Here is a 20,038-nt window from a genome sequence, read left to right as displayed (position 1 = left end):
CAGGTCGTGGTGGCGGGCGGTGCGCAGCGTGGTCGACAGTTACGCGCCGAACAGGTCAATCTCGGTGGCGAGGTCGAACGTGCCCTTGCCGTGGATCACCGTCTCCTCGATGAACGGGCTCGTGTGGGCCGGTTCCGGGTTGCAGGCGACCAGTACGCCACGCGCCCGGTAGTGCGCGGTCAGCGCGTGAACCAGGGTGGTCTTGCCGCTGGCGTGGGTACCTTCGATGCCGACGACGACGCAAGTCCGCATAGTCATCGCGCCCGCCTCGTCCGCTGGACCAGTGCCTGGAAGGTCGGGTGCTCCAGCCAGCCGACCCGACCGGCGAGCGCGGTGGCGATCATCGCGTTGACGTTGACTGGTTTCGGCCAGGTCAGGTGGCCGGCCGCGCGCAGCCCGACCAGCGCGGTGGACAGGCCGTGCCGCAGGTTGAGCACGGTCACCCGCTCCCTCGCCTCGACGTCGCCTCGGATGAGCCAGTCACTGTGCAGCGCGGTCATGGACTTGCGGGCGAGTTCGGGTTGGGTCACGTCAAGGTCGAGTTCACCGCACACGTCGACCAGCCGCCGCGACGGCTGGGACAGCACATGATCGGCATCGAAGCGAGTATCGAGCACCTGCCGCGCCGGATCGGTGCGCCGTTCGCGCCAGGCACGGCGCGCCGCGACGAGAGCGGCCGGGGGCTGTGGGCCGGCGTTGGCGGCCAGCACCGCAAGGTCGCTGCATAGTTGGTGGCCGACGATCAACGCCGCCGTCTCGGTGGCCGCGCCGATGTCGGCCGCCGCCGCCTCCACCAGTTCCGGGCGTTCGGAGTCGCGGTCAAGGTAGACGCTGGTCACCCAGAGCGGCAGCGCCTCATCGAGGACCACTGCTCGATCGGAGGACGGTATGGCAAGCCAGGTGATCGAGTAGCAGAACGCGCGGTTGCCGTCCCTGATCCGGTAGTTCTTTGACCACTCCACGTCGATCGAGGCGACTAACCGGCGCCCCGGCTCGCAATCGGGGACCCCGCCCGGCCCGCCGAGATCGCTGATCATATGCACAGACCCGATCCCTTCCAACGGTTTCCGTGGTCGCGCTGTGGTCGTCGCCCGCGCCGCAGCGTGGGCGACGACCACGAGGCTAGCGGTGGTCACTTCGCCGCATGGGCAACTTCTCGTCGGGTCAGGCTGTGCCGGTGGTCGGCGCTGCCGGTGTCCGCGTCGGCGGACAAGACGTCCCACGCGGCCCGGTCGACCGCGTCGCCGAGGCGAAAGGTGCCCTCCCAGCGGTAGCGACCGGCGTGCACTGCCGCCGTTAGCCCGGTCGCCAGGCAGCGTGCCAGCACGCGGCGGGCCACCCAGGCGGCGCAGGCTGGGCAGTCCGGAACCAGTTCGGGAACGGGATCGAGTGACATGTCCAGGTCCGTGCCGGTGTCGCGGGCCTCGGCCGCGGTGTCGACCATGAGTGCCACGCCGCGCTCCTTCACCCTGCGGTGCGCCCATGCGGCGAGCACCCCGGCCGTGCCACGCAGTGGCACGGCGGACAGAGACGCCATACGGGTCAGGTCATCGTCGAGGCGGTGGCCGGCCAGGATCGTGGCGTGCCGGCGGGCGCGGGTCAACGCCCGGTCGGTCAGCACGAGCAAGTGCGGCACCTCGGCTGGGTCCTCGATGACCGTGGCGCGGAACCCGATCGACAGGCTCTCCTCGCCCACCGTGTAGACGGTGCCGTGCCGGCGTACCCGGAGGTAGACGGTGGCCGCCGCGACCGGCAGCCGCCCGGCGTCGGACGGGGCGGTCCAGTCCAGCGCGAACGCGGTCAGCATGTCGCGCTGGTGGCCGAACGGGCGCTGGTCGGCGCCGAACGGCGCCTCCGGCCATTGCAGGTTGGTGTAGTCACGCACGGGCGTGCCCTCCCGACCCGGTGACGGTGCCGGCGTTGCCCACGGTGCGGATGCTCGCGCCGAGGTACTTGGCGAAGTGGTTGCGCTTGAACCGGTACCGCTTCCAGATCTCGGTGATCGGCTCCTTCAGGAGATTGCCGAGCGGTTCGAGCAGGTCCGGGGCGTCGTAGACCGGCCACGCGCTGGCCTTGCCGGTCACCTCCACCAGGATCATGTGGCCCTCGGTCTCCGGCGTCCAGGTTGTCATCCGCAGCGCTGGCCGCCAGTCGTGCACCGCCCGCGCTTCGAGGAGCCGGTCGAACGTCTGCCCGGCCTCGTCCAGGTTGATGAACTCGTGCTCCTCCAGGTCCAGGGCGTTGCCCTTGCGCAGCGGCAGAATCAGCTTGAGCTTGCCGGCCCCGATTACGTCAGCAATCTGGTAGGTAAACGGCAGCGCGGGCAGCGTGGAGCGGTACACGACCGCCGACAACGATAGCGGCAACCCGTGCTCCATGAACGCGCGGATACCGGCCATCACCTGGTCGTAGTCCCCGCGTACCCGGTTGGTCGTCGCGCGCGGCCCCTCCAAGCCGACGTTGACGAACGCCACCTTGCCCACCATTGAGCTGGCGTGCTGCAGACCCCGGGTGGCGTTGGTGGGAATGCCGACGATGAACTGGCCGGCATACATGTCCACGATGTCGCCGAAGTCCTTACGCAGCAACGGTTCCCCGCCGGACAGGAACACCCGATTCGTGCCGGACAGGTTCGCGCGGATGGTGTCCAACTCGGCCAGCGTCGGGTCGGGAAGTTGCAGCGTCTCTGAGCAGAACGAGCAGTCGAAGTTGCATCGTTTCGTGATCTGCAAGATGACCGAAAGCGGCACCGTCGCGGCCTCGGCCAGCTCATCAACCGTTGCCGTACCGCTAACGGTGAAGTGATGTCCGGCGGTGAACGTTACCGGCCCGGCGGCCTGTTGGATCGCAGGTTTCGGGGCCGCAGGCATTCCGAGCATGGTCATTGCGTCTTCTCCTTCGGGTTGGTCGGGCGACGCCCGGCAGAACGAGGGGTCGGTACGTGCTGGTGAGCCCGGTCCGTCGCGCCCCGGAGGCCCGCGCGCCCGTCCGGCCCGCGACGCTGACGTGCCCGTCACGGCGTCTCCGGTGGCTCTGCCGTGCCGTAACGGTTCATGACCGCTGCCGCCCAGCGCGCCTGTTCACAGGGGTACGGCGCCAACCGCGCCCACTCTGCGAGGCAGCCCTTGCACATGCCTTCTTGATCGATGTGTGTTCGCAATACCGCGAGCGCTCGGTCGAGCAGCCGACGCATCCCGTCGGCGTCGTCCGGCAGACGCGGCGGCTCCGCACTCATCGTGGCCAGTCCACCCGCCGGCACCGTCAACTTGCCCGCTCGAACCAGCTCAGCTCACCTGATCGGCGAACTCCGATCAGGTGCGGTTGCGTCACACCGGGCACTCGCCGAGGCAACCGAAGCGCCAGCGCGAAGGCCCTCGCCGCTCGCTCGTATGCAGCGCACGGCCCCGGCACGCCGCACGCAAGGCACAGCCCGCTCGCGCTGGATACCGCGTGCTGCTCCAACGTGGCCTGTGCGTCGACGATCTGCTGGCCGCCGTGGTACGTCGTCATGCCACCCCCAAACCTTTGAGGTAGGTGGGCGCACCACCGCCGACACCATGAGGGAGCCGCACGATCCGAACGGTGGTGCGCCCAACCTGTCACCGGTCGCCACGGAGATCGCATCGCGTAGCGATCGGGAGTCATAAATCCCTGGTACACACGGACCGTAGGGAAAAGGACACAATGGAGCTACTACAGCGGTAGCAGTCTGGGCGCTATCGTTGCCGGCATGGATGGACGTGAGCCCACCTTGCTGCGTGGCATCGGCGCGAACATCGCCGCCCATCGACGCGCAGCGGGCGTTACCCAGTCCGATCTCGCCGCGCGGATCGGTAAGTCGGTGCAGTGGGTCTCCGCTGTTGAGCAGGGACGACGGCACGCCGACCGCCTCAGCGATCTCTTGCGGATCGCGGTGGTCGCCGGCTGCACCGTTGAGGATCTGATCGGGCGACCGGTCGACACGCTCGCACCCGGCGGACGCCCGCGAGGCGAGGCAGTCGCAGCCGTCCGCGAGGTGATCATGCGGGTCGCAGGGCCCGCATCGTTGCCCGATCCGGCACCGGATCTCGATGAGGTCAGCACGCGAGTGGCCGAGGCGTGGACAATCTGGCACGGCTCGCCGACGGCGCACGCCATCCTCGGTGGCGTCCTTCCCGGGCTTCTCCACGACGCTAACGCCGCGTACCTGGCCGCTTCCGAGCGCAAGCTGGCCGCACGCAACCTCGCCGGGGCGTACCAGGTCACCCGCCAGTGGCTGCATCACATTCCGGACGGCGAGTTGGCATGGGTGGCCGCTGAGCGCGCGATGAACGCCGCTCGCGAGGCCGACGACCCGCACCTCATCGCGCTCGGCGCGTGGGCACTATCCGCGTCGTACCGACGAGCCGGCCAGCAGGAAGAGGCCACCCGGCTGTGCCTGGCCGCCGCTGACGAGCTGAAGGCACGTATCAACCCCGATAACCCGCAAAAGGATCTCCTGGCCGACTACGGGATGTTGCACCTGGCAGCCGCCGTCAGCGCCGCACAGTCTGACGAGGACGGGAGGGCGTGGGCGCTGCACCGGGTCGCCGACGACGCCGCACGGGCACTCGGAGCCCACTACGACCCGTGGACCGCGTTCGGACGAGGCAACGTCGACATCCACGGGCTGGCTATCAGCGCCGAGCTCGGGCACGCGGACGCCGTGGTGGACTACGCGTCCCGGCTAGACATCGACAACGTCCCCAGCGTCGAACGCCGCGCGGCGGCACTCATCAACACCGCTCGTGGCTTCGTCCGACGCGGGGAGGACGAGGCCGCCGCCCTCGTACTCCTCGACGCGGAGCAGGTCTCCCAGGACGAGGTACACGATTCCACCCTGGTGCGCGAGTTGCTGCGCGAACTTCTCCACCGCGACCGTGCCCGAGCCCGGACCCATGTTCGTGGCCTCGCCCAGCGGTGCGGTCTCATCGCGGCGTAGCGCCCGCTGTAGCCCGAAGCCGGGCACCAGCCCTTGCTCCCGGCGCCCGGCTTCGGAACGAGTCAACGACGGTTGGCGGACAACCGCCGACGCGGCCGACCACCGCTTTGTGCTTCGCTGAGCAGGCGCAACAGGTCCGCGACCGTGGCAGGGGTCGCCTCCGCGATCTGGCCTGCGCTGATCGGGCCGCCACCGGAGGCCCGGGCGCCAGCCAGGCCGTGAACCAGCGCGGACATCGCGCCCGCGTCCATCGCGCCCACACCCGATGCCATGAGCGCACCCGCGATGCCCGCGAGGACATCACCTGAGCCTGCGGTCGCCAGCCAGGACGGGCCGTCGTTCTGGCTGAACAGCCATCCAGACGGGCTCGCGATCAACGTGGTCGGACCCTTCAGCAGCACCGTGGCGTCCACCTCCCGGGCGAGCCAGAGCGCGTGGAACATCGGCCGGGTCTCGACATCGCCGCGCGTCACCTCGTGGCCCAGCAGGTCCAGCATCCTGGCCAGCTCCCCGGCGTGGGGAGTCATCAGCACGCCGTCGGCGCCGATCGACCGGGCGCCCGCTGCGCGGCGCTTGACGCACTCCTCCAGCGCACCCGCGTCGACCACGCACGGTAGGCCCGAGTCGAGTGCCTGCCCGATGGCCTCGTCCTGGTCCGGGTCGGACTCGACCCCGGAGCCGAGCAGCCATGCCTGTACCCTGCCGAAGCCCGGGACAGCTTCCGGCGCCGCCATCAGCACATGGTCGGTGACGCGCGGCGGTCCGATATACCGCACGATGCCCACACCCGCGCGCACTGCACCCAATGCGGCGAGCACGGCCGCGCCGGGATAGGTGTCCGAGCCGGCGATCACCCCGAGCACCCCGCGGGTGTACTTGTGCTCGGTCCGCGCCGGGACCGGCCAGCGAGCCGCCGCGCCGGCCCTCGTCAAACGCCGGACGAGAGGCTGGGCAGGTAACTCGTCCGTCAAGCCAACGTCAACGAACTCCAGCCGACCGGCCGCATGGGACGCGGGCGGAAGGAACAGGCACGGCTTGAACGAGCCGAAGGTGACCGTCACGTCAGCATGAACGTGCGGGCCGGAGATCTCTCCGGTGTCGGGATCAACACCGCTCGGCAGGTCAACCGCGACGACCGGAACGCCCACCGGAATGGCCGCCACCAGCTCATCAGCCGGGCTTCGCAGCCCGCCCGCACCTCGATCACCCACGATGCCGTCCACCACCAGATCGGCCGCGGCGAGCGCCGAGAGCGCCGCCGTCCGCCCCTCGCCGGACCGGGCATCAACCGTGATGCCGTGGCCCGCGTTCAGCGCGGCCAGGCCCGGCCGATAAGCCTCCCCGCCAACAAGCAGGGCCTCAACCCTCGCTCCCCACGAGCGCAGGTGAACCCCGGCAAGCAGCGCGTCCGCGCCGTTGTTGCCGGTGCCCACCAGCAGCACGACGCGGCGGCCGTTGACGCCTCCGCGCCGCTCCCGCAGTACGTCTGCGCATACGACCGCCAGGCCGGCTGCTGCCCTCCGGATCAACGTGTCATCCGAGCGAGAACACGCGAGCAACCGAGCCACCGCGCCCTGCACATCCTCACTTCGATGTGCCGACAGAACCTCCGCAGAATCCACCCGCACAGGCTTCCACATCCCCACCAGCGTGTCTCACCCGTCGAGGCGCGCACGGTTTGACGCCTTACGCCGCTTCATCGCCCGCCACGAACGGTTCAGCGGCAAGCGCCTTCATCGCCACCGAGACGCGCCGACGAGGATGCTCCGCCTCCGCCACCGCTGCCACCAGGAATCCGACGTAGGCGGAGGGCTGGAGTTGACGTGTGACGTGCTGTTGCTGCCGCTCGAGGCGTGCGTGTTCACAACCTGGACGACGTTACGTTCGCCGGTAATTGCGACGTGAAGGGCGTGATCGACTGTCTCCGGGTTGGCTTCGTCTGGCCCGGAAGACTAGCGCGCAATTCGGCTACCAGTTATGTGCATGTCGTCCATACCTGGTGGAGAACCCCTCGCCGGGCAGACCGGCTGATCGCCCAGTCCACGCTGATCGGGAACGCGGTAGGCTTCCATCCCAGTTGACCGTGCTCGGCTGCGAGCGCCGCCATGTGCGCGAACGAAATCGCGCCCGCGGCCCCGGCCAGCCCGGCAACGGTGAGCCTGATTGCCATCTTGAGTCAACCGGACGGCCCATGTCATCGACGCGGCAGCCCGGGACCGGTCCGTAACGGTCCGGGACACCCTGCTAGGCGTCGTCGCGGCGGTCATCGCGCACCCGCGCCAGACGGCTTACCCGCGCCATATCCTGGCTTGGGAAGATCAAGGGTAGCCTCGATGATCAGCGTGGCCGGGGTGAGCGAGTGTGGGGATCCGTTGCTGTCCCCCATAACGACACAAGATCTTCACGATCATGGGTAGGGTTGGTCCGTGTTCGACGAGCCAACGCTGTTTGACCTGCCCACGGCGCCCGCGCCGGCACCCACCCTGACGGCACCGGCACCCGGCCGGCCGGCGGCACCGGCACCCGCGCCGGTGGCGGTCGTCGGTGCGCCGGTCGTGGCGGCCACCGACGGCTCGTGCGAGCCGAACCCCGGCACGGCGGCCGGCGCCTGGTACGTGTCCCCGACCTGTTACGGGGTCGTCCCCATCGACGGGACGGGTACGAACAACATCGGCGAACTGGCGGCGATCAGGGCCCTGCTCCGGGCGGTCCCGGCGGACCGGCCGCTGGAGATCGTCTACGACAGCGAGTACGCCCGGAAGTGCCTGACCGAGTGGATCGGCGGCTGGAGCCGAGGTGGCACGCTGCCGCCGAGCGCGTGGCGACGCGGGCGCACCGGGGAGCCGGTGAAGAACGCCGAGCTCATCGCGGAGACGCACGCACTCCTGGCCGGCCGGACGGTCATCTGGACCAAGGCGAAGGCACACGTCTCCGTCCGCTCCGGCGGCCACGCGCTCAACCACGAGGCGGACCGGCTCGCCGGTGCGGCGGTGGCCACGATGCGGCAGGGGGAGGTCCCTGACCGGGGCCCCGGCTGGGGCGAATAGCCGCCGGGCCACCACACCGACGGCAACGGCGGCCCGGCTACGGCCGGCGGCGGTCCCGCCAGGCCCGGACCGCCTCGTCGGCGTCCACCGTGGACAGGACGACCGGCGGCCCATCGACGAGACCACGCCGGGCCCGCAGGATCCGCTCGTTGAGGTCGGCGACGTAGCGGCGCACCGACGACTCGGTCTTCTTCCTCGCCACGGTCTCCGCCAGATCCTCGACCTCCTTACGCAGCGCCAGTGAGGCGGGCACGACACCGGTGACGTTCTCCCGCCGGACCAGATCCTTGATCCACCAGTCCGGGTCGTACTCGTCGCCGCGGTCCGGCAGCGGCTTGCCGGCACCGGGCAGGTTGTCGAACTCGCCGCGCTCCTGCGCCTCGCGGATCTGGCGGTCGATCAGCGACTCGTACCAACTCGTCATCGGTGCACCACCCGCCCCGCCACGGAAGACAGTAGCGTCCAGAGTACCGGCCACACGATGCCCGGGGGCCGGCCCCGGTGCGGTGCCGGGGCCGGCCCCTGAACGGCCGGTACAGGTCAGCCGGGCCGATGTCGGGTCACGGGTAGCTGACGATGGTGCTCGTGCCGTACGAGCCCACGACCGGGGTACCCGCCTCGTTGATCGTGCGTTCGATGCCGCCACTGCCGTTGAGGAACACCGTGACCAGGTCGTGGAAGCGCACGCCCGGCGCCTTCGGTACCTCGACGGCCCGGTCGGCGCGGATGTCCACCCCCTGGTTGAAGTACGAGTAGACGCCCAGCCCCCACGCCTCGTGGCTGCGCACCCACGGGGCGACCTTGTACGACGCCCAGCCCTTGCCGGTCGGGCTGGTCCATGCCCGCTGGCTCGGCGGGTCATAGGGCAGTTCGCTCTGGTAGAACACCGTCCGGCCGCGCTCGCCGGTCCAGATCGTCTGGTAGCGCTGGTAGTGCTCGACGAACAGGCCGTACGCCGTGACGTCGGCGCCGTTCACCACGACGCCGGTGTCGGCGGTGTTGCTGGTCCAGCCGACCCCGTTGCCGTGGTCGGCCCGCCAGGCCCAGATGTTGTCGATGATCGTGTCGTCGCTGTTGACCACGAGGCTCGTGCGCGCCCGGCCGACCCACGGCCCGCCGATCCGGAAGAACACGTCCTGCAACGAGATCGGGTTCCGGGCGTGGTCGCGGTGGCTGGCGGCCCCGCCGACCTCGACGAGCGCCGCGGACTCGCGCGCTCCGGCGTCGACGAGCACCCCGGCGACCCGTACGCCGTCGACGTCGTCGACCCGCAGGGCGGCGTCGCCGGTGTCGGGGGCGAGGCTCGGCATGCCCAGCCCGAGGACGACGGTGTTCTTGTTCCGGACGCGCAGCGCCTCGCTGAGGTGGTACACGCCGGGGGTGAGTAGCAGGTGACGACCCCGGGCCAGTTCACGGTTGATCGTGCGCGCGCTGTCGGTCGGTTTGGCGATGAAGAAGTCGTCGATCGACAGCGACGAGCCTTCCTGCTGGCGCCCCGCGCCCCAGGTCGTGCCGGAGGTGTCGTGGCGCAGGGCCGGGACGAAGACCCGGTAGCGGCCCGCCTCGTCGAGGTACAGGAAGGGCTTCTCCCTGGTCACCGGGCTGGTGGGCAGCGTCGTGTACGGCGGGTTCGGGAAACCCTGCGTAGGCGCACCGACCACACCGGCGAAGACCTGGTTCCACACGCCGTTGGTCCACGCGTCGCCGAGTTCGCTGTCGCGGGTGAGCCACTGCTGCTGGGAACCGTTGATCGTGATTCCGTCCACCTTGGTGTCGGCGAGGTACCCGCCACTGGAGTAGCCGCCGTTGCCGGGTTCGAGCCAGAGGATGCCGCGGACGTGTACCCGGCGCATCGGCGACGCCTGCGACACCGCCCACTGGTTGGACCAGTCGGTCGGCGTCACCGACAGGTTCTCCGCCGAGCGCCAGAAGTTCGTCAGGGCGGAGATGCCGGCCGGGGAGTTCGGGTCGGGCTGGCCGACGACCCGGACCGCGCCGTGGATGTCGACGTCGTCGGGTGACCGGCCGAGCCCGGCCACGGTCGTGTAGTAGCCGAGCTTCGCGTCGACGTCGTAGCGGCCGGGCTTGAACAGGACGGCGTACCGCTCGGCGCCCATCTCGTTGTGCTCCTGCCGGGCGAAGATCCCGTCGAGCGTGGCCTGGATCTGGGCGGCCGGCGTGGCGGGGTCGTACACGAGGACGTTCGGCCCGAAGTCGGGAGTACCGCCCCGGGCCGCCGATCCGGCCGCGGTGGCCGGGACCGCCGCGGGCAGCAGTCCGGCGGCGGCGAGCGACGCCGCCGAGACGGTGAGCGTGAGGAGCCGGCGTAAGGAGGGGCGGTTGCGGGTGGGCGAATCCGCCCGCGCACCTCGATCGCGGTTGGTTGTCATCGACCTGCCTATCGGAGGAGGACCTGGGGGGTGTGGGTCGGCCGGAACCGGGGGGCCGGCCGGTGCCGCCGGATCACCCGGAAGAGAGCGCTCTCTTCCGGTGAACAGCTTTAGTTGAGCCGTGAAGAAAGGGATCGGACTGTTTCTACCTGTCCCCGACGCCCCGCGCCAGACCCGCGCGCGACTTTCCTCCGCGCGGCTGTACACCACTGCAGGTCCCCGGCGATCGTGGGGCCCCTGTGCCGGTTATCACCGGCAGAGGTGTCCACGATCGCCCGCGCCACGTGCGCGCCACACCAGACACGCCGGGCATGCCGTACCTGCCGGCACGGTCGACACTGGACGACGCGGGTACACCGGGCAGCGGCCCGTGGTCGCGACGGGCGGCGCGGGTGACCGGCCCGTTCACCGGTACGTCGGTACGTGAGGCCGGTCACTGCGGGGCTGCCGATACCATTCAGCGTCCCCAATGGAATTGGTGACCAGGAGGGTATGTCTTGGCGCTGACGAGCTTCCGGGTGGCGTTGCTGTCCTATCGCAGCAAGCCGCACTGTGGAGGCCAGGGCGTGTACGTCCGGCACCTGTCCCGGGAACTGGTCGGCCTGGGCCACCAGGTGGAGGTGTTCTCCGGCCCTCCCCTGCCCGAACTGGACCCCGGCGTGCGCCTGACCACCCTGCCCAGCCTCGACCTGTACCGCGAGCCCGACCCGTTCCGGACCCCGCGGCTCAGCGAGTTCCGGACGCCCGCCGACGTCCTCGAATTCGGGCTCATGCGTACCGGGTCGTTCCCGGAGCCGCTGACGTTCTCGCTGCGGGCCCGGGCGCATCTGCGCCGGCGGCTGGACGAGTTCGACGTCGTCCATGACAACCAGAGCCTCGGGTACGGGCTGCTCGGCCTGCCCCGGTCCGGACCGCCGGTGGTGGCGACGATCCATCATCCGATCACCGTCGACCGGGACCTGGAGCTGGCCGCGGCCGACCGTTGGCAGCGCCGGCTGTCGCTGCGGCGGTGGTACGCGTTCACCCGGATGCAGGGCCGGGTCGCCCGCCGGCTGCCCTGGCTGACCACCGTCTCCGAGTCGTCGCACCGGGACATCGTCGGGGCGTTCGGCGTCGACCCGGACCGGTTGCGGGTGATCGGCGTCGGCGTGGACGAAACGATCTTCCATCCGGCCGAGCCCGCCCCGGCCGGCTCAGCCGACTCGACCGGCGGAGCCGGTTCAGCCGGGCCAGCCGGGTCAGCCGGCGGCGTCGCCCGTATCGTCACGGTCACCAGCGCGGACGTCCCCCTCAAGGGGCTCGACGACCTCATCGAGGCCGTGGCCAAGATCCGCACGGAGCGACCGGTCGAACTGGTCGTGGTCGGCTCGGCCCGGCCGGGTGGCCGCACCGACCAGACCATCAACCGGCTGGGTCTGACCGACGCGGTGCGATTCGTCAGCGGACTGTCCGACACCGAACTGGCCGACCTGTTCCGCTCCGCGACCGTCGCCGTGGTGCCGTCGCGGTACGAGGGCTTCTCGCTGCCGGCGGTCGAGGCGATGGCCTGCGGCGTGCCGCTGGTCACCACGACCGCCGGCGCCATACCCGAGGTGGTCGGCCCGGACGGACTCGCCGCGCTGCACGTACCACCGGCCGACCCGGGCGCCCTCGCGGCGGCCATCGGCCGACTGCTCGACGACCCCGGGCTGCGGCGGCGGCTCGGTACCGCCGGCCGGCGGCGGGTCGTCGAACGCTTCACCTGGCGGCACACCGCGCAGCAGACCGCGGCCTGGTACGCCGAGGCCATCGCCGCGCACGCGGCACGACACGACACCCGACCGGGAGGGCGCCCCGCATGCTGACCGTCGACTATGACCGGTTGGCGGTACGCCCCGGCATGCGCCTGCTCGACCTCGGCTGCGGTGAGGGTCGGCACGCCTTCGAGGCCTACCGGCGCGGCGCGGACGTGGTCGCCGTCGACCTCGACACCGCCGGCCTGCGCACCACCCGCGAGTGGTGCGCCGCGATGGCCGAGGCCGGCGAGGCATCCGCGGACACCATGGCCACCGCGATCCGGGCCGACCTGCGCCGGCTGCCGTTCCCGGATGCCAGCTTCGACCGGATCATCGCGTCCGAGGTCCTCGAGCACATCCCCGACGACGCCGCCGCGATCGCCGAGATCGCCCGGGTGCTGCGCCCCGGCGGGCTCGCGGCGGTCACCGTGCCGCGCTGGCTGCCCGAGCGCATCTGCTGGGCGCTGTCGGACGAGTACCACGCCAACGACGGCGGCCACGTACGCATCTACCGGGCCGACGAGCTGGGCCGGAAACTGGAGGCGGTCGGGCTCACCGTCACCGGGCACGGCTACGTCCACGCCCTGCACAGCCCGTACTGGTGGCTCAAGTGCGCCGCGGGGGTGAACCGCGACGCGGCGGTCGTACGGGCGTACCACCGGTTGCTGGTCTGGGACATCATGGCCCGGCCCCGGCTGACCCGGGTGGCGGAGCGGGCGCTCAACCCGCTGATCGGCAAGAGCGTCGTCATCTACCTGCGGCGGCCGGAGGTGGCCGGTGTCGCCGCCTGAGCGGTCGGTACCCGAGCTGGCCGTGCCTGATCTGGTCGTACCCGACCTGCCCGGGTCCGATCCCGGCGTGCCCGACCTGCCCGGCGTGCTCACCGCCGACGACGTGCTGGCCACCGCCGCGAGCATCGCCGCCGCGCAGGAACCGTCGGGGGCGATCCCGTGGTTTCCCGGCGGCGAGACCGACCCGTGGGACCACGTCGAGGCGGCGATGGCGCTCGACGTCGGCGGCCGGCACCGGGAGGCACGGCTGGCCTACGAGTGGCTGCGCGACACCCAGCACCCCGGTGGCGGCTGGGCGTCCCGCTACCGGCTCGGCGCGGTCACCAGCCCGATCGAGGAGACCCACCACAGCGCGTACGTCGCCGTCGGTGTCCGGCACCACTGGCTGTCCACGGGCGACGACGCGTTCCTGGCCCGGATGTGGCCGACCGTGCGCCGGGCCCTCGACTTCGCCGTGGCCCAGCAGGCGCCGTCGGGACAGGTCTGGTGGGCGGTCGACCCGCACGGCGGCGCCGACGAGCAGGCCCTGGTCACCGGCGGCAGCAGTGTGTACCAGGGCCTGCGGGCCGGGATCGCGCTGGCCGAACAGGTCGGCGCACCGCAGCCGGCGTGGGAGCTGGCGGCCGGGCACCTGGCCCACGCGCTGCGCCGGCACCCGGACGCCTTCGCCGACAAGCGCCGCTTCTCCATGGACTGGTACTACCCCGTGCTCGCCGGCGTGGTCGGCGGCCCGTCCGGCCACCGGCATCTGCGCGAGCGCTGGGACGAGTTCGTCGTCGCGGGCCTCGGCGCCCGCTGCGTGTCCGACCGGCCCTGGGTGACCGGCGCCGAGACGTGCGAGCTGGCCCTCGCCTCGCATGCGGTGGGCGACGACGCGGCCGCGGCCGAACTGGTCGCGGCGATGCAGCACCTGCGCCACGACGACGGCTCGTACTGGACCGGCCTGGTCTTCACCGACGGCAAGCGGTGGCCGGTGGAGTGCAGTACCTGGACCGGTGCCGCGGTCGTCCTCGCCGTCGACGCGTTGCACGGTGCCCACCCCCGGAGCCGGGCGTTGTCCGGGCTGGACCTGCCGGCGACCGCGGAGTTCAGCGCCGGCTGCCCCGAGACCGCCGCCTGCGCGGTGGCCGGTACCTGACGGCCGGTCGGCGGGGTCGGGCCGACCCGGATACGAGGGTCAGGCCGACCCGGGCACGGCCGGCGGTCGGTCACGGCGCAGCAGCCGCAGCGAGCCGCACCCCGGCACCTCCGTGTACTCACCCGACTCGAGCGCCCGCCGGTAGATCCGGTACGGCGCCTGGCCACCGTCGGCGGGGTCGGGGAACACGTCGTGGATCGCCAGCAGGCCACCGACCGCCACGTGGGGTGACCAGCACCGGTAGTCACGGCCGGCGGATTCGTCGGTGTGGCTGCCGTCGAGGAACACGAACGCGGCCTGCCGATCCCAGAGCGCCGCGAGGGTCTCCGAGCGGGCCACCACGGCGACGACGACGTCCTCGACGCCCGCGGAGGCGATCGCACGGCGGAAGCCGGGCAGCGTGTCGAGCCGGCCGGTAGTCGGGTCGACCAGGCCCGGGTCGTGGTACTCCCAGCCGGGCTGGTGCTCCTCCGAACCCCGGTGATGGTCGACGGTCACCACCACGCCGCCGCGCGCCCGGGCCGCCGCAGCCAGGTAGAGCGTCGACCTGCCGAGGTAGCTGCCCACCTCGACGAGCGGACCGGGTACCGGTACCGACAGCGCCGCGTCGTGCAGGGCCATGCCCTCGTCGTCGGGCATGAAGCCCACCGCGGACCGGGCCGCCCGCAACACCGCCTCAGACATCTACCTGCGCCTCCGTGTCAACCCATGCCCGCTGCGTGAACCCATGCTCCCGGCCGACCGCTGTTCCACGTGGACCGCTTTCCCATCGATCGCTGTCCCCACCTCGACCGTCCGCCACCGCGGCCGCCCGTACCTGCGCACACCGCGGGCCGGCCGGGTCCGCCGCGACGCGATGACGATCAGCGTAAAGGTCCGGCGGTTGCGGCCCGACGGCCGGTGGCGACACAGAGAACAGTGGCGACACGGAGAACGGTGGTTACACGTACCGGCCAAGGATGAACCTCGCGGCCCCGCGCGGGTACACGCCGATCCGCCGTGACGACGGACAGGCTCTCCCTGCCCTGCTCCGCAGGAGTTGGCGTTTCCCCTGCCGGCTGAAGGCGGGAGTATCCACGGAAGGGATCTGATGAATCCCAGGCGACCGCCCGGGATAAATGCCGAGGATGTGGGAAAGGCCGCTCCTCGTGAACGATTCGACGGCCAGGTCGGCGGCCGTGCCGCGCGATGTCCGGTCCCCGTACCCGCTCGTGGACGCGCCGCCTGCCGTGGTGAAACCGCGACGCAGATCCCCGTACCGGCTCGCCTTCGACCTGGTCATGCTGGTCGCTCTCCTCGCCGTCAACGTAACCGGAATCGTCATGGCCGGCCGCGTCATCACCTCGGCCCCGGTACCCGTCTCGCACCGCCGCCCGGCCGACGCCACGGGACCGCGCGAAAAGATCGTTCCCACGGTGCGCCCGGTGGACAACCAGGCACCGGGTGCGGCCTCATCCGGCAGGACGGCGGTGCCGCCGGCCGGCGGTGCCGCTCCGTCCGGGTCGGCCACGCCCGATCCCAAGCCACTGCTCGTGTCCCGCCCGGTGAACCTCGACGTCGACGGCTTCCTCTCCTGGGCGTTGCTGGACCGCCGCACCGGTACGGTCACCGGCTCCGCCAACCACACCAGTGCCACCAGTAGCACCGAGTCGATGATCAAGGTTTGGATCTCCGCCGACTACCTGCGGTTACAGGCCGCGAAGGGCGCCACGCCGAGCAAGCAGCGACTCGACGAACTCACCGACATGATCGTCGACAGCGACAACGAGGCCGCCAGCGACATCTATCAACTCGACGGCGGAAATGCCGTGGTCAACCGCATGATCGCCATCTGCGGCCTGACCGGCACCACCGTGGTCAGCGGCTGGTGGAGCAAGACACAGGTCACCGCTCGCGACGCCACCCGCCTCGGCCTGTGCGTCGCCGACGGCCGCGCCGCCGGTCCGGTGTGGACCTCGTGGATCCTCGACCGGATGCGCCAGGTACGCGGCGAGGGGCGGTTCGGCATCGTGGACGCCCTGCCCGCCGACGTGGCCGCCACCACCGCCATCAAGAACGGCTGGACGCCCATCTACGACGAGGGCAACTGGCACATCGCCTGCCTGGCCGTCCGGGACGACTGGATTCTCGCCGTACTGACCCGCTACGAAGAGTCCCGGGGCCTGTCCTACGGCGCGGACGTCTGCGCGGAGGTCACCCGACAGTTGATGGCCGGCACTCGTCCCTGACCGTCGTCGGCGCCGGCCACCGCGCCACCGCGCCACCGCGCCACCGCGCCACCGGCACCATCTGCCACTGCGCGGTCGCCGCGGCCCCTTGTTACGCTGCGTCCATGGTCAACTCGCCCGCGCCGGCGCGCCTGGACTTCGATCCGTCCGGCCTGGCCGTGTTGACGATCGAAGCCGGGCCGCTGAACCTGTACACGCTCGAACTGCACGATCACCTCGACGCCGCGGTGGACCGGCTGACCGGCGACGTCCGGGCGCTGCTGATCCGCGCCGAGGGCAAGGTCGTCAGCGGCGGCGTCGACGTCCGACTGTTCGACGCGCAGGAGACGCCGGAGCAGGCGAAGGTGCTGTTCGATCGGATGCTCGCCCTGCCCGAGCGGATCGCACGGTTGGAGTTCCCGACCGTGTTCGCCGCCCACGCGTTGTGCCTGACCTGGGCGTTCGAGGTTGCGGTAGCCTGCGACATCATCCTGGCCGCCGAGCGGGCGAGCTTCGGACTGGTGGAGAAGGTGGTCGGGCTGACCCCGACCATGGGCGGCACCCAGCGCCTGGCCGCGCGCGCCGGGGTGGGCCGGGCGAAGGAGTTCGTCATGACCGGCGAGCGCTACCCGGCCGCGACGCTGGAGCGGTGGAACGTGGTCAACCGGGTCCTGCCGGACGAGGGCTTCGACGAGGCGGCGCACACGTTCGCGACGGCGCTCGCCACCGGACCGACCCGTGCCCACGCGGCGACCAAGAAGGTGCTCGACCACTTCATGCGCGGCGGCGTACCGGAGGCGAACGCGCACATCACCACGATCGCCGCCGACCTGTACCGCACCGAGGACCTGCGGGCGGCGGTTCGGTCGTTCCTCACCGACGGCCCCGGCCGGGCGACCTTCACCGGCCGCTGACCGTCTCCGAACGCTGACTCTCACCGGCCGCTGACCTTCACCGAACGCTGACCTTCACCGGCCCTCGACCGGACGGCCCGCCGTGCCCGGCCGGTACGCTCGGACACGATGAAACGACTGCTGATCGTCCACCACACGGCCTCGCCGACGTTGCAGGCGATGTACGAGGCGGTACGCGCCGGTGCCGGTACCGACGAGATCGACGGCGTCGAGGTCGTCGCCCGGCCGGCACTGTCGGCCACGGCCGTCGACGTCCTGGAAGCCGACTGCTACCTGCTCGGCACACCGGTCAACATCGGGTACATCAGCGGTGCTCTCAAGCACTTCTTCGACCAGATCTACTACCCCTGCCTGGAGGCCACCGCCGGCCGGCCGTACGCCGCCTACCTGCACGGCAACAGCGACGCGTCCGGGGCGCTCCGCGCCATCGAGGCGATCACCACCGGGCTGCGCTGGAAGGCGGTACGTCCGCCGCTGGTCGTCACCGGCGAGCCGGACAAGGCGGCGCTGGAACAGTGCTGGGAACTCGGGGCCACGGTCGCCGCCGAGTTGGCCGACTGACCCGGCTGACCCGGACTGACCGGCCGACCCGACTGGCCGGTCACCGGTGCGGCCTTGCCGCCGGGGTCGACGCCGCCGGGGTCGACGCCGCCGGGGTCGATCGTGGCGGTCAGTCGGCGAGCGGCGCGGACCTGCGGCGCAGGAGCGCCCAGGTGAACAGCCCGATCGGAATGATCAGCCAGGCGGAGAACAACCGGTACCCGAGCACGGCGGCGGCCGCCGGCCCCTGGGCGGCACCGGCGGCGACCAGCGACGCCAGCAGGCTCGCCTCGATCACGCCCATCCCGCCCGGGGTGACCGGGATCTGGCGTACCAACTGGACCACCACGTAGACGGTGCCCAGCTGGTAGAAGCTCAGCGGCAGGTGGAACGCCTGTGCCACGGCGGCCAGGCAGCACAGGTCGGCCAGCCAGTTGGCCACGGCGAAGGCGAGAGCGCCCCGGCGGTAGGACACCGGCGTGGCCAGTGCCGTCGCACCGGTACGGCGGACGAACCGGATCCAGCGCCGCACCGCCGACGCCGGCCCGGGATCAGCCTCGGCGCCGGGGACCGTGTCGGCGCTCCCGTCCGGGGTGCCCCACTGGCTGTTCCGGGCGCGCCGGGCGTACGCCGTGCTCCACGCCGCGTACGCCGCCAGCGCCGCCGCGGCGACCAGGGCGGCCACCGTACCGACGGGGTGGACCGCAACGGTGTTCTCCGGGTGGGTGACCAGCAGCGCGAAGAAGCCGAACAGGTACAGCAGGCCCAACCCCAGGACGGACAGCAGCCCGGACATGATCATGACTGTGCCGGCCACCTCGCGACTGGCGCCCCAGGCGCGGAAGGTCCGGAACGCGAAGCCGGCCGAGACCGCGGAACCGGCCGGCATACTGATCGCGATCGCCGACCGGCTGTACGTGACGGCCAGCGCCCGCCAGATCGTGGTCGACACCCCGAACCCCCGCAGCAGCGACATCTGCTGCCGGGCGAACATCGACATCGACACCCACTCCGCCGCCGAGCCGACCAGTAACCAGGCCGGTTGCGCCGACCGGATCGCCGACACCACCTCGGCCCGGTGCGGCAGCTTACCGCGCAGTACCGCGACGGCGGCGACCACCGCCAGCACGATCACGACGGTACGTACCCAGCGGCGCGCCGCCAGCCGCCCCGTCGCCGGCCCGGTGCGCTCCGCCTCCACGACACCGGCGCCGCTTCCCACCTCGTCCATCTGGATCAGCATGCCCTGTGGGGCGCGGCTACCGGGCAGAACGTGACGCGCGCCGCGTCGGCTCCCGCTCCGTTCTCGGTCTGGCGGCCGAACTCAACCGCCGTCACACCCGCACCGCCGACACCGCAGTGAGGGCGCCGGAAAGCCGCCACCGGATCACCGGGAAGGCGATTCCGGCGGTGTGCGGACACCGCCGGAACAGGCGACGAGAATCGGCGCCGTCCGACCGCGCCTTTCCGACCGCGCCTTTCCGACCGCGCCTTTCCGACCGCGCCTTTCCGACCGCGCCTTTCCGACCGCGCCTTTCCGACCGCGCCTTTCCGACCGCACGCTCCACCTGGGCGGCCCGAAATGCGTCCGCCCGACGTGGCCACCGGGCGGACGCCCCGGAATCACCGCAATCAGAAGTCGAAAATGGCGCGGGTCTGCCGCAGTAGCAGGCAGGAATTCGCGTACGTGGCCCGGAAAGAGACAACGCTCCCCTGCCACCAGCCATCCACGGTAACCGTCACGGGGTCGTAGATCATGGTGCAGGGACCGGCGCCGTCCGCCAGGGCACCGACGTCGCCGGCGACCTGGGTCAACTCCGCGCAGGCCGGCCCGGCCAGGGGGTGATCGCCGCCCGCGGGATCGCAGATGAGCAGCGCGGTACGACTGGCCACGGCCGCGCCGACGCCGTGGTTGACGGTGAGTACCAGGACGGTCGGCGCGGCGATGGCCGACACGGTACCGGCCGGCGCGGTGCCGGTCGACCCGGTACCGGCGGCCTCGGCCACACCGGCGGCAGCGGCACCGGCCGGTGTGGCCGAGGCCGCGGACGGCGAGCAGAGCAGCACCGCGGCCAACGCCGCGGTCCCCGTCGCCGTCGCCAGTGGGCGCCGTAGAGACGACATACTGAACCTCCTTGTGAAAGGCGCGTGAAAGTAGCGGCGAATTTCTCGTGGATTCCGCCGCCGGCCCGAACACCGGGAACGCGTATCGCCGTCGACGTTATCGAGCGGCCGTCCGGGCAGTCAAGAACGGCACAATGTGCGGCGGGGCGAGA

At 71.3% G+C, this 20,038-nt stretch carries 19 protein-coding genes; 8 read left to right on the top strand and 11 right to left on the bottom strand.

What is annotated here, in order from left to right; all coding sequences use genetic code 11:
- Positions 1 to 39: 39 nt before the first annotated feature.
- The 4 genes from ACNTMW_RS05375 to ACNTMW_RS05360 form a co-directional block, all read right to left on the bottom strand.
- Positions 40 to 258, bottom strand: a complete 219-nt coding sequence (locus tag ACNTMW_RS05375) for a nucleoside/nucleotide kinase family protein (protein ID WP_426632243.1) — start codon at positions 256 to 258, stop codon at positions 40 to 42.
- On the bottom strand, positions 255 to 869 hold the full coding sequence (locus tag ACNTMW_RS05370; protein ID WP_426632242.1) for a hypothetical protein: 615 nt from the start codon (positions 867 to 869) through the stop codon (positions 255 to 257). The genes ACNTMW_RS05375 and ACNTMW_RS05370 overlap by 4 nt, the downstream gene beginning before the upstream one ends.
- Before the next feature lie 263 nt (positions 870 to 1,132).
- The gene (locus ACNTMW_RS05365; protein ID WP_426632241.1) at positions 1,133 to 1,885 is read right to left on the bottom strand and encodes a hypothetical protein; all 753 of its coding nucleotides are present in this window, start codon (positions 1,883 to 1,885) and stop codon (positions 1,133 to 1,135) included.
- Complete coding sequence (locus ACNTMW_RS05360) at positions 1,878 to 2,885, bottom strand: radical SAM protein (RefSeq protein ID WP_426632240.1); 1,008 nt, start codon at positions 2,883 to 2,885, stop codon at positions 1,878 to 1,880. The genes ACNTMW_RS05365 and ACNTMW_RS05360 overlap by 8 nt, the downstream gene beginning before the upstream one ends.
- An 845-nt stretch (positions 2,886 to 3,730) precedes the next feature.
- On the opposite strand from ACNTMW_RS05360, the gene ACNTMW_RS05355 reads away from it, so the two are divergent.
- Positions 3,731 to 4,960, top strand: coding sequence for a helix-turn-helix domain-containing protein (locus ACNTMW_RS05355; RefSeq protein ID WP_426632239.1), 1,230 nt, complete (start codon positions 3,731 to 3,733; stop codon positions 4,958 to 4,960).
- A gap of 62 nt (positions 4,961 to 5,022) precedes the next feature.
- Here ACNTMW_RS05355 and ACNTMW_RS05350 read toward each other — a convergent pair whose 3' ends face one another.
- Positions 5,023 to 6,600, bottom strand: coding sequence for a bifunctional ADP-dependent NAD(P)H-hydrate dehydratase/NAD(P)H-hydrate epimerase (locus ACNTMW_RS05350; protein ID WP_426632238.1), 1,578 nt, complete (start codon positions 6,598 to 6,600; stop codon positions 5,023 to 5,025).
- A gap of 335 nt (positions 6,601 to 6,935) precedes the next feature.
- Positions 6,936 to 7,130, bottom strand: coding sequence for a DUF2637 domain-containing protein (locus ACNTMW_RS05345; RefSeq protein ID WP_426632237.1), 195 nt, complete (start codon positions 7,128 to 7,130; stop codon positions 6,936 to 6,938).
- 256 nt (positions 7,131 to 7,386) lie between these two features.
- On the opposite strand from ACNTMW_RS05345, the gene ACNTMW_RS05340 reads away from it, so the two are divergent.
- Entirely contained in the window at positions 7,387 to 8,007 is a 621-nt protein-coding gene (locus ACNTMW_RS05340; protein WP_426632236.1) for an RNase H family protein, read from the top strand.
- 37 nt (positions 8,008 to 8,044) lie between these two features.
- Here ACNTMW_RS05340 and ACNTMW_RS05335 read toward each other — a convergent pair whose 3' ends face one another.
- Together ACNTMW_RS05335 and ACNTMW_RS05330 are read right to left on the bottom strand one after the other, a co-directional pair.
- The gene (locus ACNTMW_RS05335; RefSeq protein ID WP_426632235.1) at positions 8,045 to 8,431 is read right to left on the bottom strand and encodes a DnaJ family domain-containing protein; all 387 of its coding nucleotides are present in this window, start codon (positions 8,429 to 8,431) and stop codon (positions 8,045 to 8,047) included.
- A 136-nt stretch (positions 8,432 to 8,567) separates the two neighbouring features.
- A complete protein-coding gene (locus tag ACNTMW_RS05330) occupies positions 8,568 to 10,397 on the bottom strand; it encodes an adenylyl cyclase (RefSeq protein WP_426632234.1) in 1,830 nt (609 codons plus the stop codon).
- 497 nt (positions 10,398 to 10,894) lie between these two features.
- Here ACNTMW_RS05330 and ACNTMW_RS05325 point away from each other — a divergent pair, with 497 nt between their 5' ends.
- The 3 genes from ACNTMW_RS05325 to ACNTMW_RS05315 are packed head-to-tail and all read left to right on the top strand — an operon-like array spanning position 10,895 to position 14,101.
- On the top strand, positions 10,895 to 12,241 hold the full coding sequence (locus tag ACNTMW_RS05325) for a glycosyltransferase family 4 protein (RefSeq protein ID WP_426632233.1): 1,347 nt from the start codon (positions 10,895 to 10,897) through the stop codon (positions 12,239 to 12,241).
- On the top strand, positions 12,235 to 12,963 hold the full coding sequence (locus tag ACNTMW_RS05320) for a class I SAM-dependent methyltransferase (protein ID WP_426632232.1): 729 nt from the start codon (positions 12,235 to 12,237) through the stop codon (positions 12,961 to 12,963). The genes ACNTMW_RS05325 and ACNTMW_RS05320 overlap by 7 nt, the downstream gene beginning before the upstream one ends.
- On the top strand, positions 12,950 to 14,101 hold the full coding sequence (locus tag ACNTMW_RS05315) for a prenyltransferase/squalene oxidase repeat-containing protein (RefSeq protein WP_426632231.1): 1,152 nt from the start codon (positions 12,950 to 12,952) through the stop codon (positions 14,099 to 14,101). Before ACNTMW_RS05320 ends, ACNTMW_RS05315 begins: the two co-directional genes overlap by 14 nt.
- Before the next feature lie 39 nt (positions 14,102 to 14,140).
- On the opposite strand, the gene ACNTMW_RS05310 is transcribed toward ACNTMW_RS05315, so the two are convergent.
- The gene (locus ACNTMW_RS05310) at positions 14,141 to 14,785 is read right to left on the bottom strand and encodes a class I SAM-dependent methyltransferase (RefSeq protein ID WP_426632230.1); all 645 of its coding nucleotides are present in this window, start codon (positions 14,783 to 14,785) and stop codon (positions 14,141 to 14,143) included.
- A 464-nt stretch (positions 14,786 to 15,249) separates the two neighbouring features.
- Between ACNTMW_RS05310 and ACNTMW_RS05305 the strand changes: the two genes are divergently transcribed.
- The 3 genes from ACNTMW_RS05305 to ACNTMW_RS05295 all read left to right on the top strand — a co-directional run bounded on the left by ACNTMW_RS05305 (position 15,250) and on the right by ACNTMW_RS05295 (position 17,783).
- Positions 15,250 to 16,329: a serine hydrolase gene (locus tag ACNTMW_RS05305; protein WP_426632229.1), complete on the top strand. Its 1,080-nt coding sequence runs from the start codon at positions 15,250 to 15,252 to the stop codon at positions 16,327 to 16,329.
- 104 nt (positions 16,330 to 16,433) lie between these two features.
- Entirely contained in the window at positions 16,434 to 17,222 is a 789-nt protein-coding gene (locus tag ACNTMW_RS05300; RefSeq protein ID WP_426632228.1) for an enoyl-CoA hydratase/isomerase family protein, read from the top strand.
- 108 nt (positions 17,223 to 17,330) lie between these two features.
- Positions 17,331 to 17,783 carry a flavodoxin family protein gene (locus ACNTMW_RS05295; RefSeq protein WP_426632227.1) on the top strand — a complete coding sequence of 151 codons (453 nt, stop codon included), beginning with the start codon at positions 17,331 to 17,333 and terminating at the stop codon, positions 17,781 to 17,783.
- Between the two features lie 109 nt (positions 17,784 to 17,892).
- On the opposite strand, the gene ACNTMW_RS05290 is transcribed toward ACNTMW_RS05295, so the two are convergent.
- Both ACNTMW_RS05290 and ACNTMW_RS05285 read right to left on the bottom strand, forming a co-directional pair.
- Positions 17,893 to 18,993: a lysylphosphatidylglycerol synthase transmembrane domain-containing protein gene (locus ACNTMW_RS05290; protein ID WP_426632226.1), complete on the bottom strand. Its 1,101-nt coding sequence runs from the start codon at positions 18,991 to 18,993 to the stop codon at positions 17,893 to 17,895.
- A 401-nt stretch (positions 18,994 to 19,394) separates the two neighbouring features.
- Entirely contained in the window at positions 19,395 to 19,886 is a 492-nt protein-coding gene (locus ACNTMW_RS05285) for a subtilase-type protease inhibitor (RefSeq protein WP_426632225.1), read from the bottom strand.
- Positions 19,887 to 20,038 lie beyond the last annotated feature (152 nt).

Source organism: Planosporangium spinosum (genome assembly GCF_049999945.1).
GTDB lineage: Bacteria > Actinomycetota > Actinomycetes > Mycobacteriales > Micromonosporaceae > Planosporangium > Planosporangium spinosum.
This window is presented reverse-complemented; position numbering and strand designations above follow the sequence as displayed.

Coding starts and splice junctions, on each gene's coding strand:
- ACNTMW_RS05375 (WP_426632243.1), bottom strand. CDS start 258: ATGACTATGCGGACTTGCGTCGTCGTCGGCATCGAAGGTACCCACGCC.
- ACNTMW_RS05360 (WP_426632240.1), bottom strand. CDS start 2,885: ATGACCATGCTCGGAATGCCTGCGGCCCCGAAACCTGCGATCCAACAG.
- ACNTMW_RS05355 (WP_426632239.1), top strand. CDS start 3,731: ATGGATGGACGTGAGCCCACCTTGCTGCGTGGCATCGGCGCGAACATC.
- ACNTMW_RS05350 (WP_426632238.1), bottom strand. CDS start 6,600: ATGTGGAAGCCTGTGCGGGTGGATTCTGCGGAGGTTCTGTCGGCACAT.
- ACNTMW_RS05345 (WP_426632237.1), bottom strand. CDS start 7,130: ATGGCAATCAGGCTCACCGTTGCCGGGCTGGCCGGGGCCGCGGGCGCG.
- ACNTMW_RS05335 (WP_426632235.1), bottom strand. CDS start 8,431: ATGACGAGTTGGTACGAGTCGCTGATCGACCGCCAGATCCGCGAGGCG.
- ACNTMW_RS05330 (WP_426632234.1), bottom strand. CDS start 10,397: ATGACAACCAACCGCGATCGAGGTGCGCGGGCGGATTCGCCCACCCGC.
- ACNTMW_RS05320 (WP_426632232.1), top strand. CDS start 12,235: ATGCTGACCGTCGACTATGACCGGTTGGCGGTACGCCCCGGCATGCGC.
- ACNTMW_RS05310 (WP_426632230.1), bottom strand. CDS start 14,785: ATGTCTGAGGCGGTGTTGCGGGCGGCCCGGTCCGCGGTGGGCTTCATG.
- ACNTMW_RS05300 (WP_426632228.1), top strand. CDS start 16,434: ATGGTCAACTCGCCCGCGCCGGCGCGCCTGGACTTCGATCCGTCCGGC.
- ACNTMW_RS05295 (WP_426632227.1), top strand. CDS start 17,331: ATGAAACGACTGCTGATCGTCCACCACACGGCCTCGCCGACGTTGCAG.
- ACNTMW_RS05290 (WP_426632226.1), bottom strand. CDS start 18,993: ATGGACGAGGTGGGAAGCGGCGCCGGTGTCGTGGAGGCGGAGCGCACC.
- ACNTMW_RS05285 (WP_426632225.1), bottom strand. CDS start 19,886: ATGTCGTCTCTACGGCGCCCACTGGCGACGGCGACGGGGACCGCGGCG.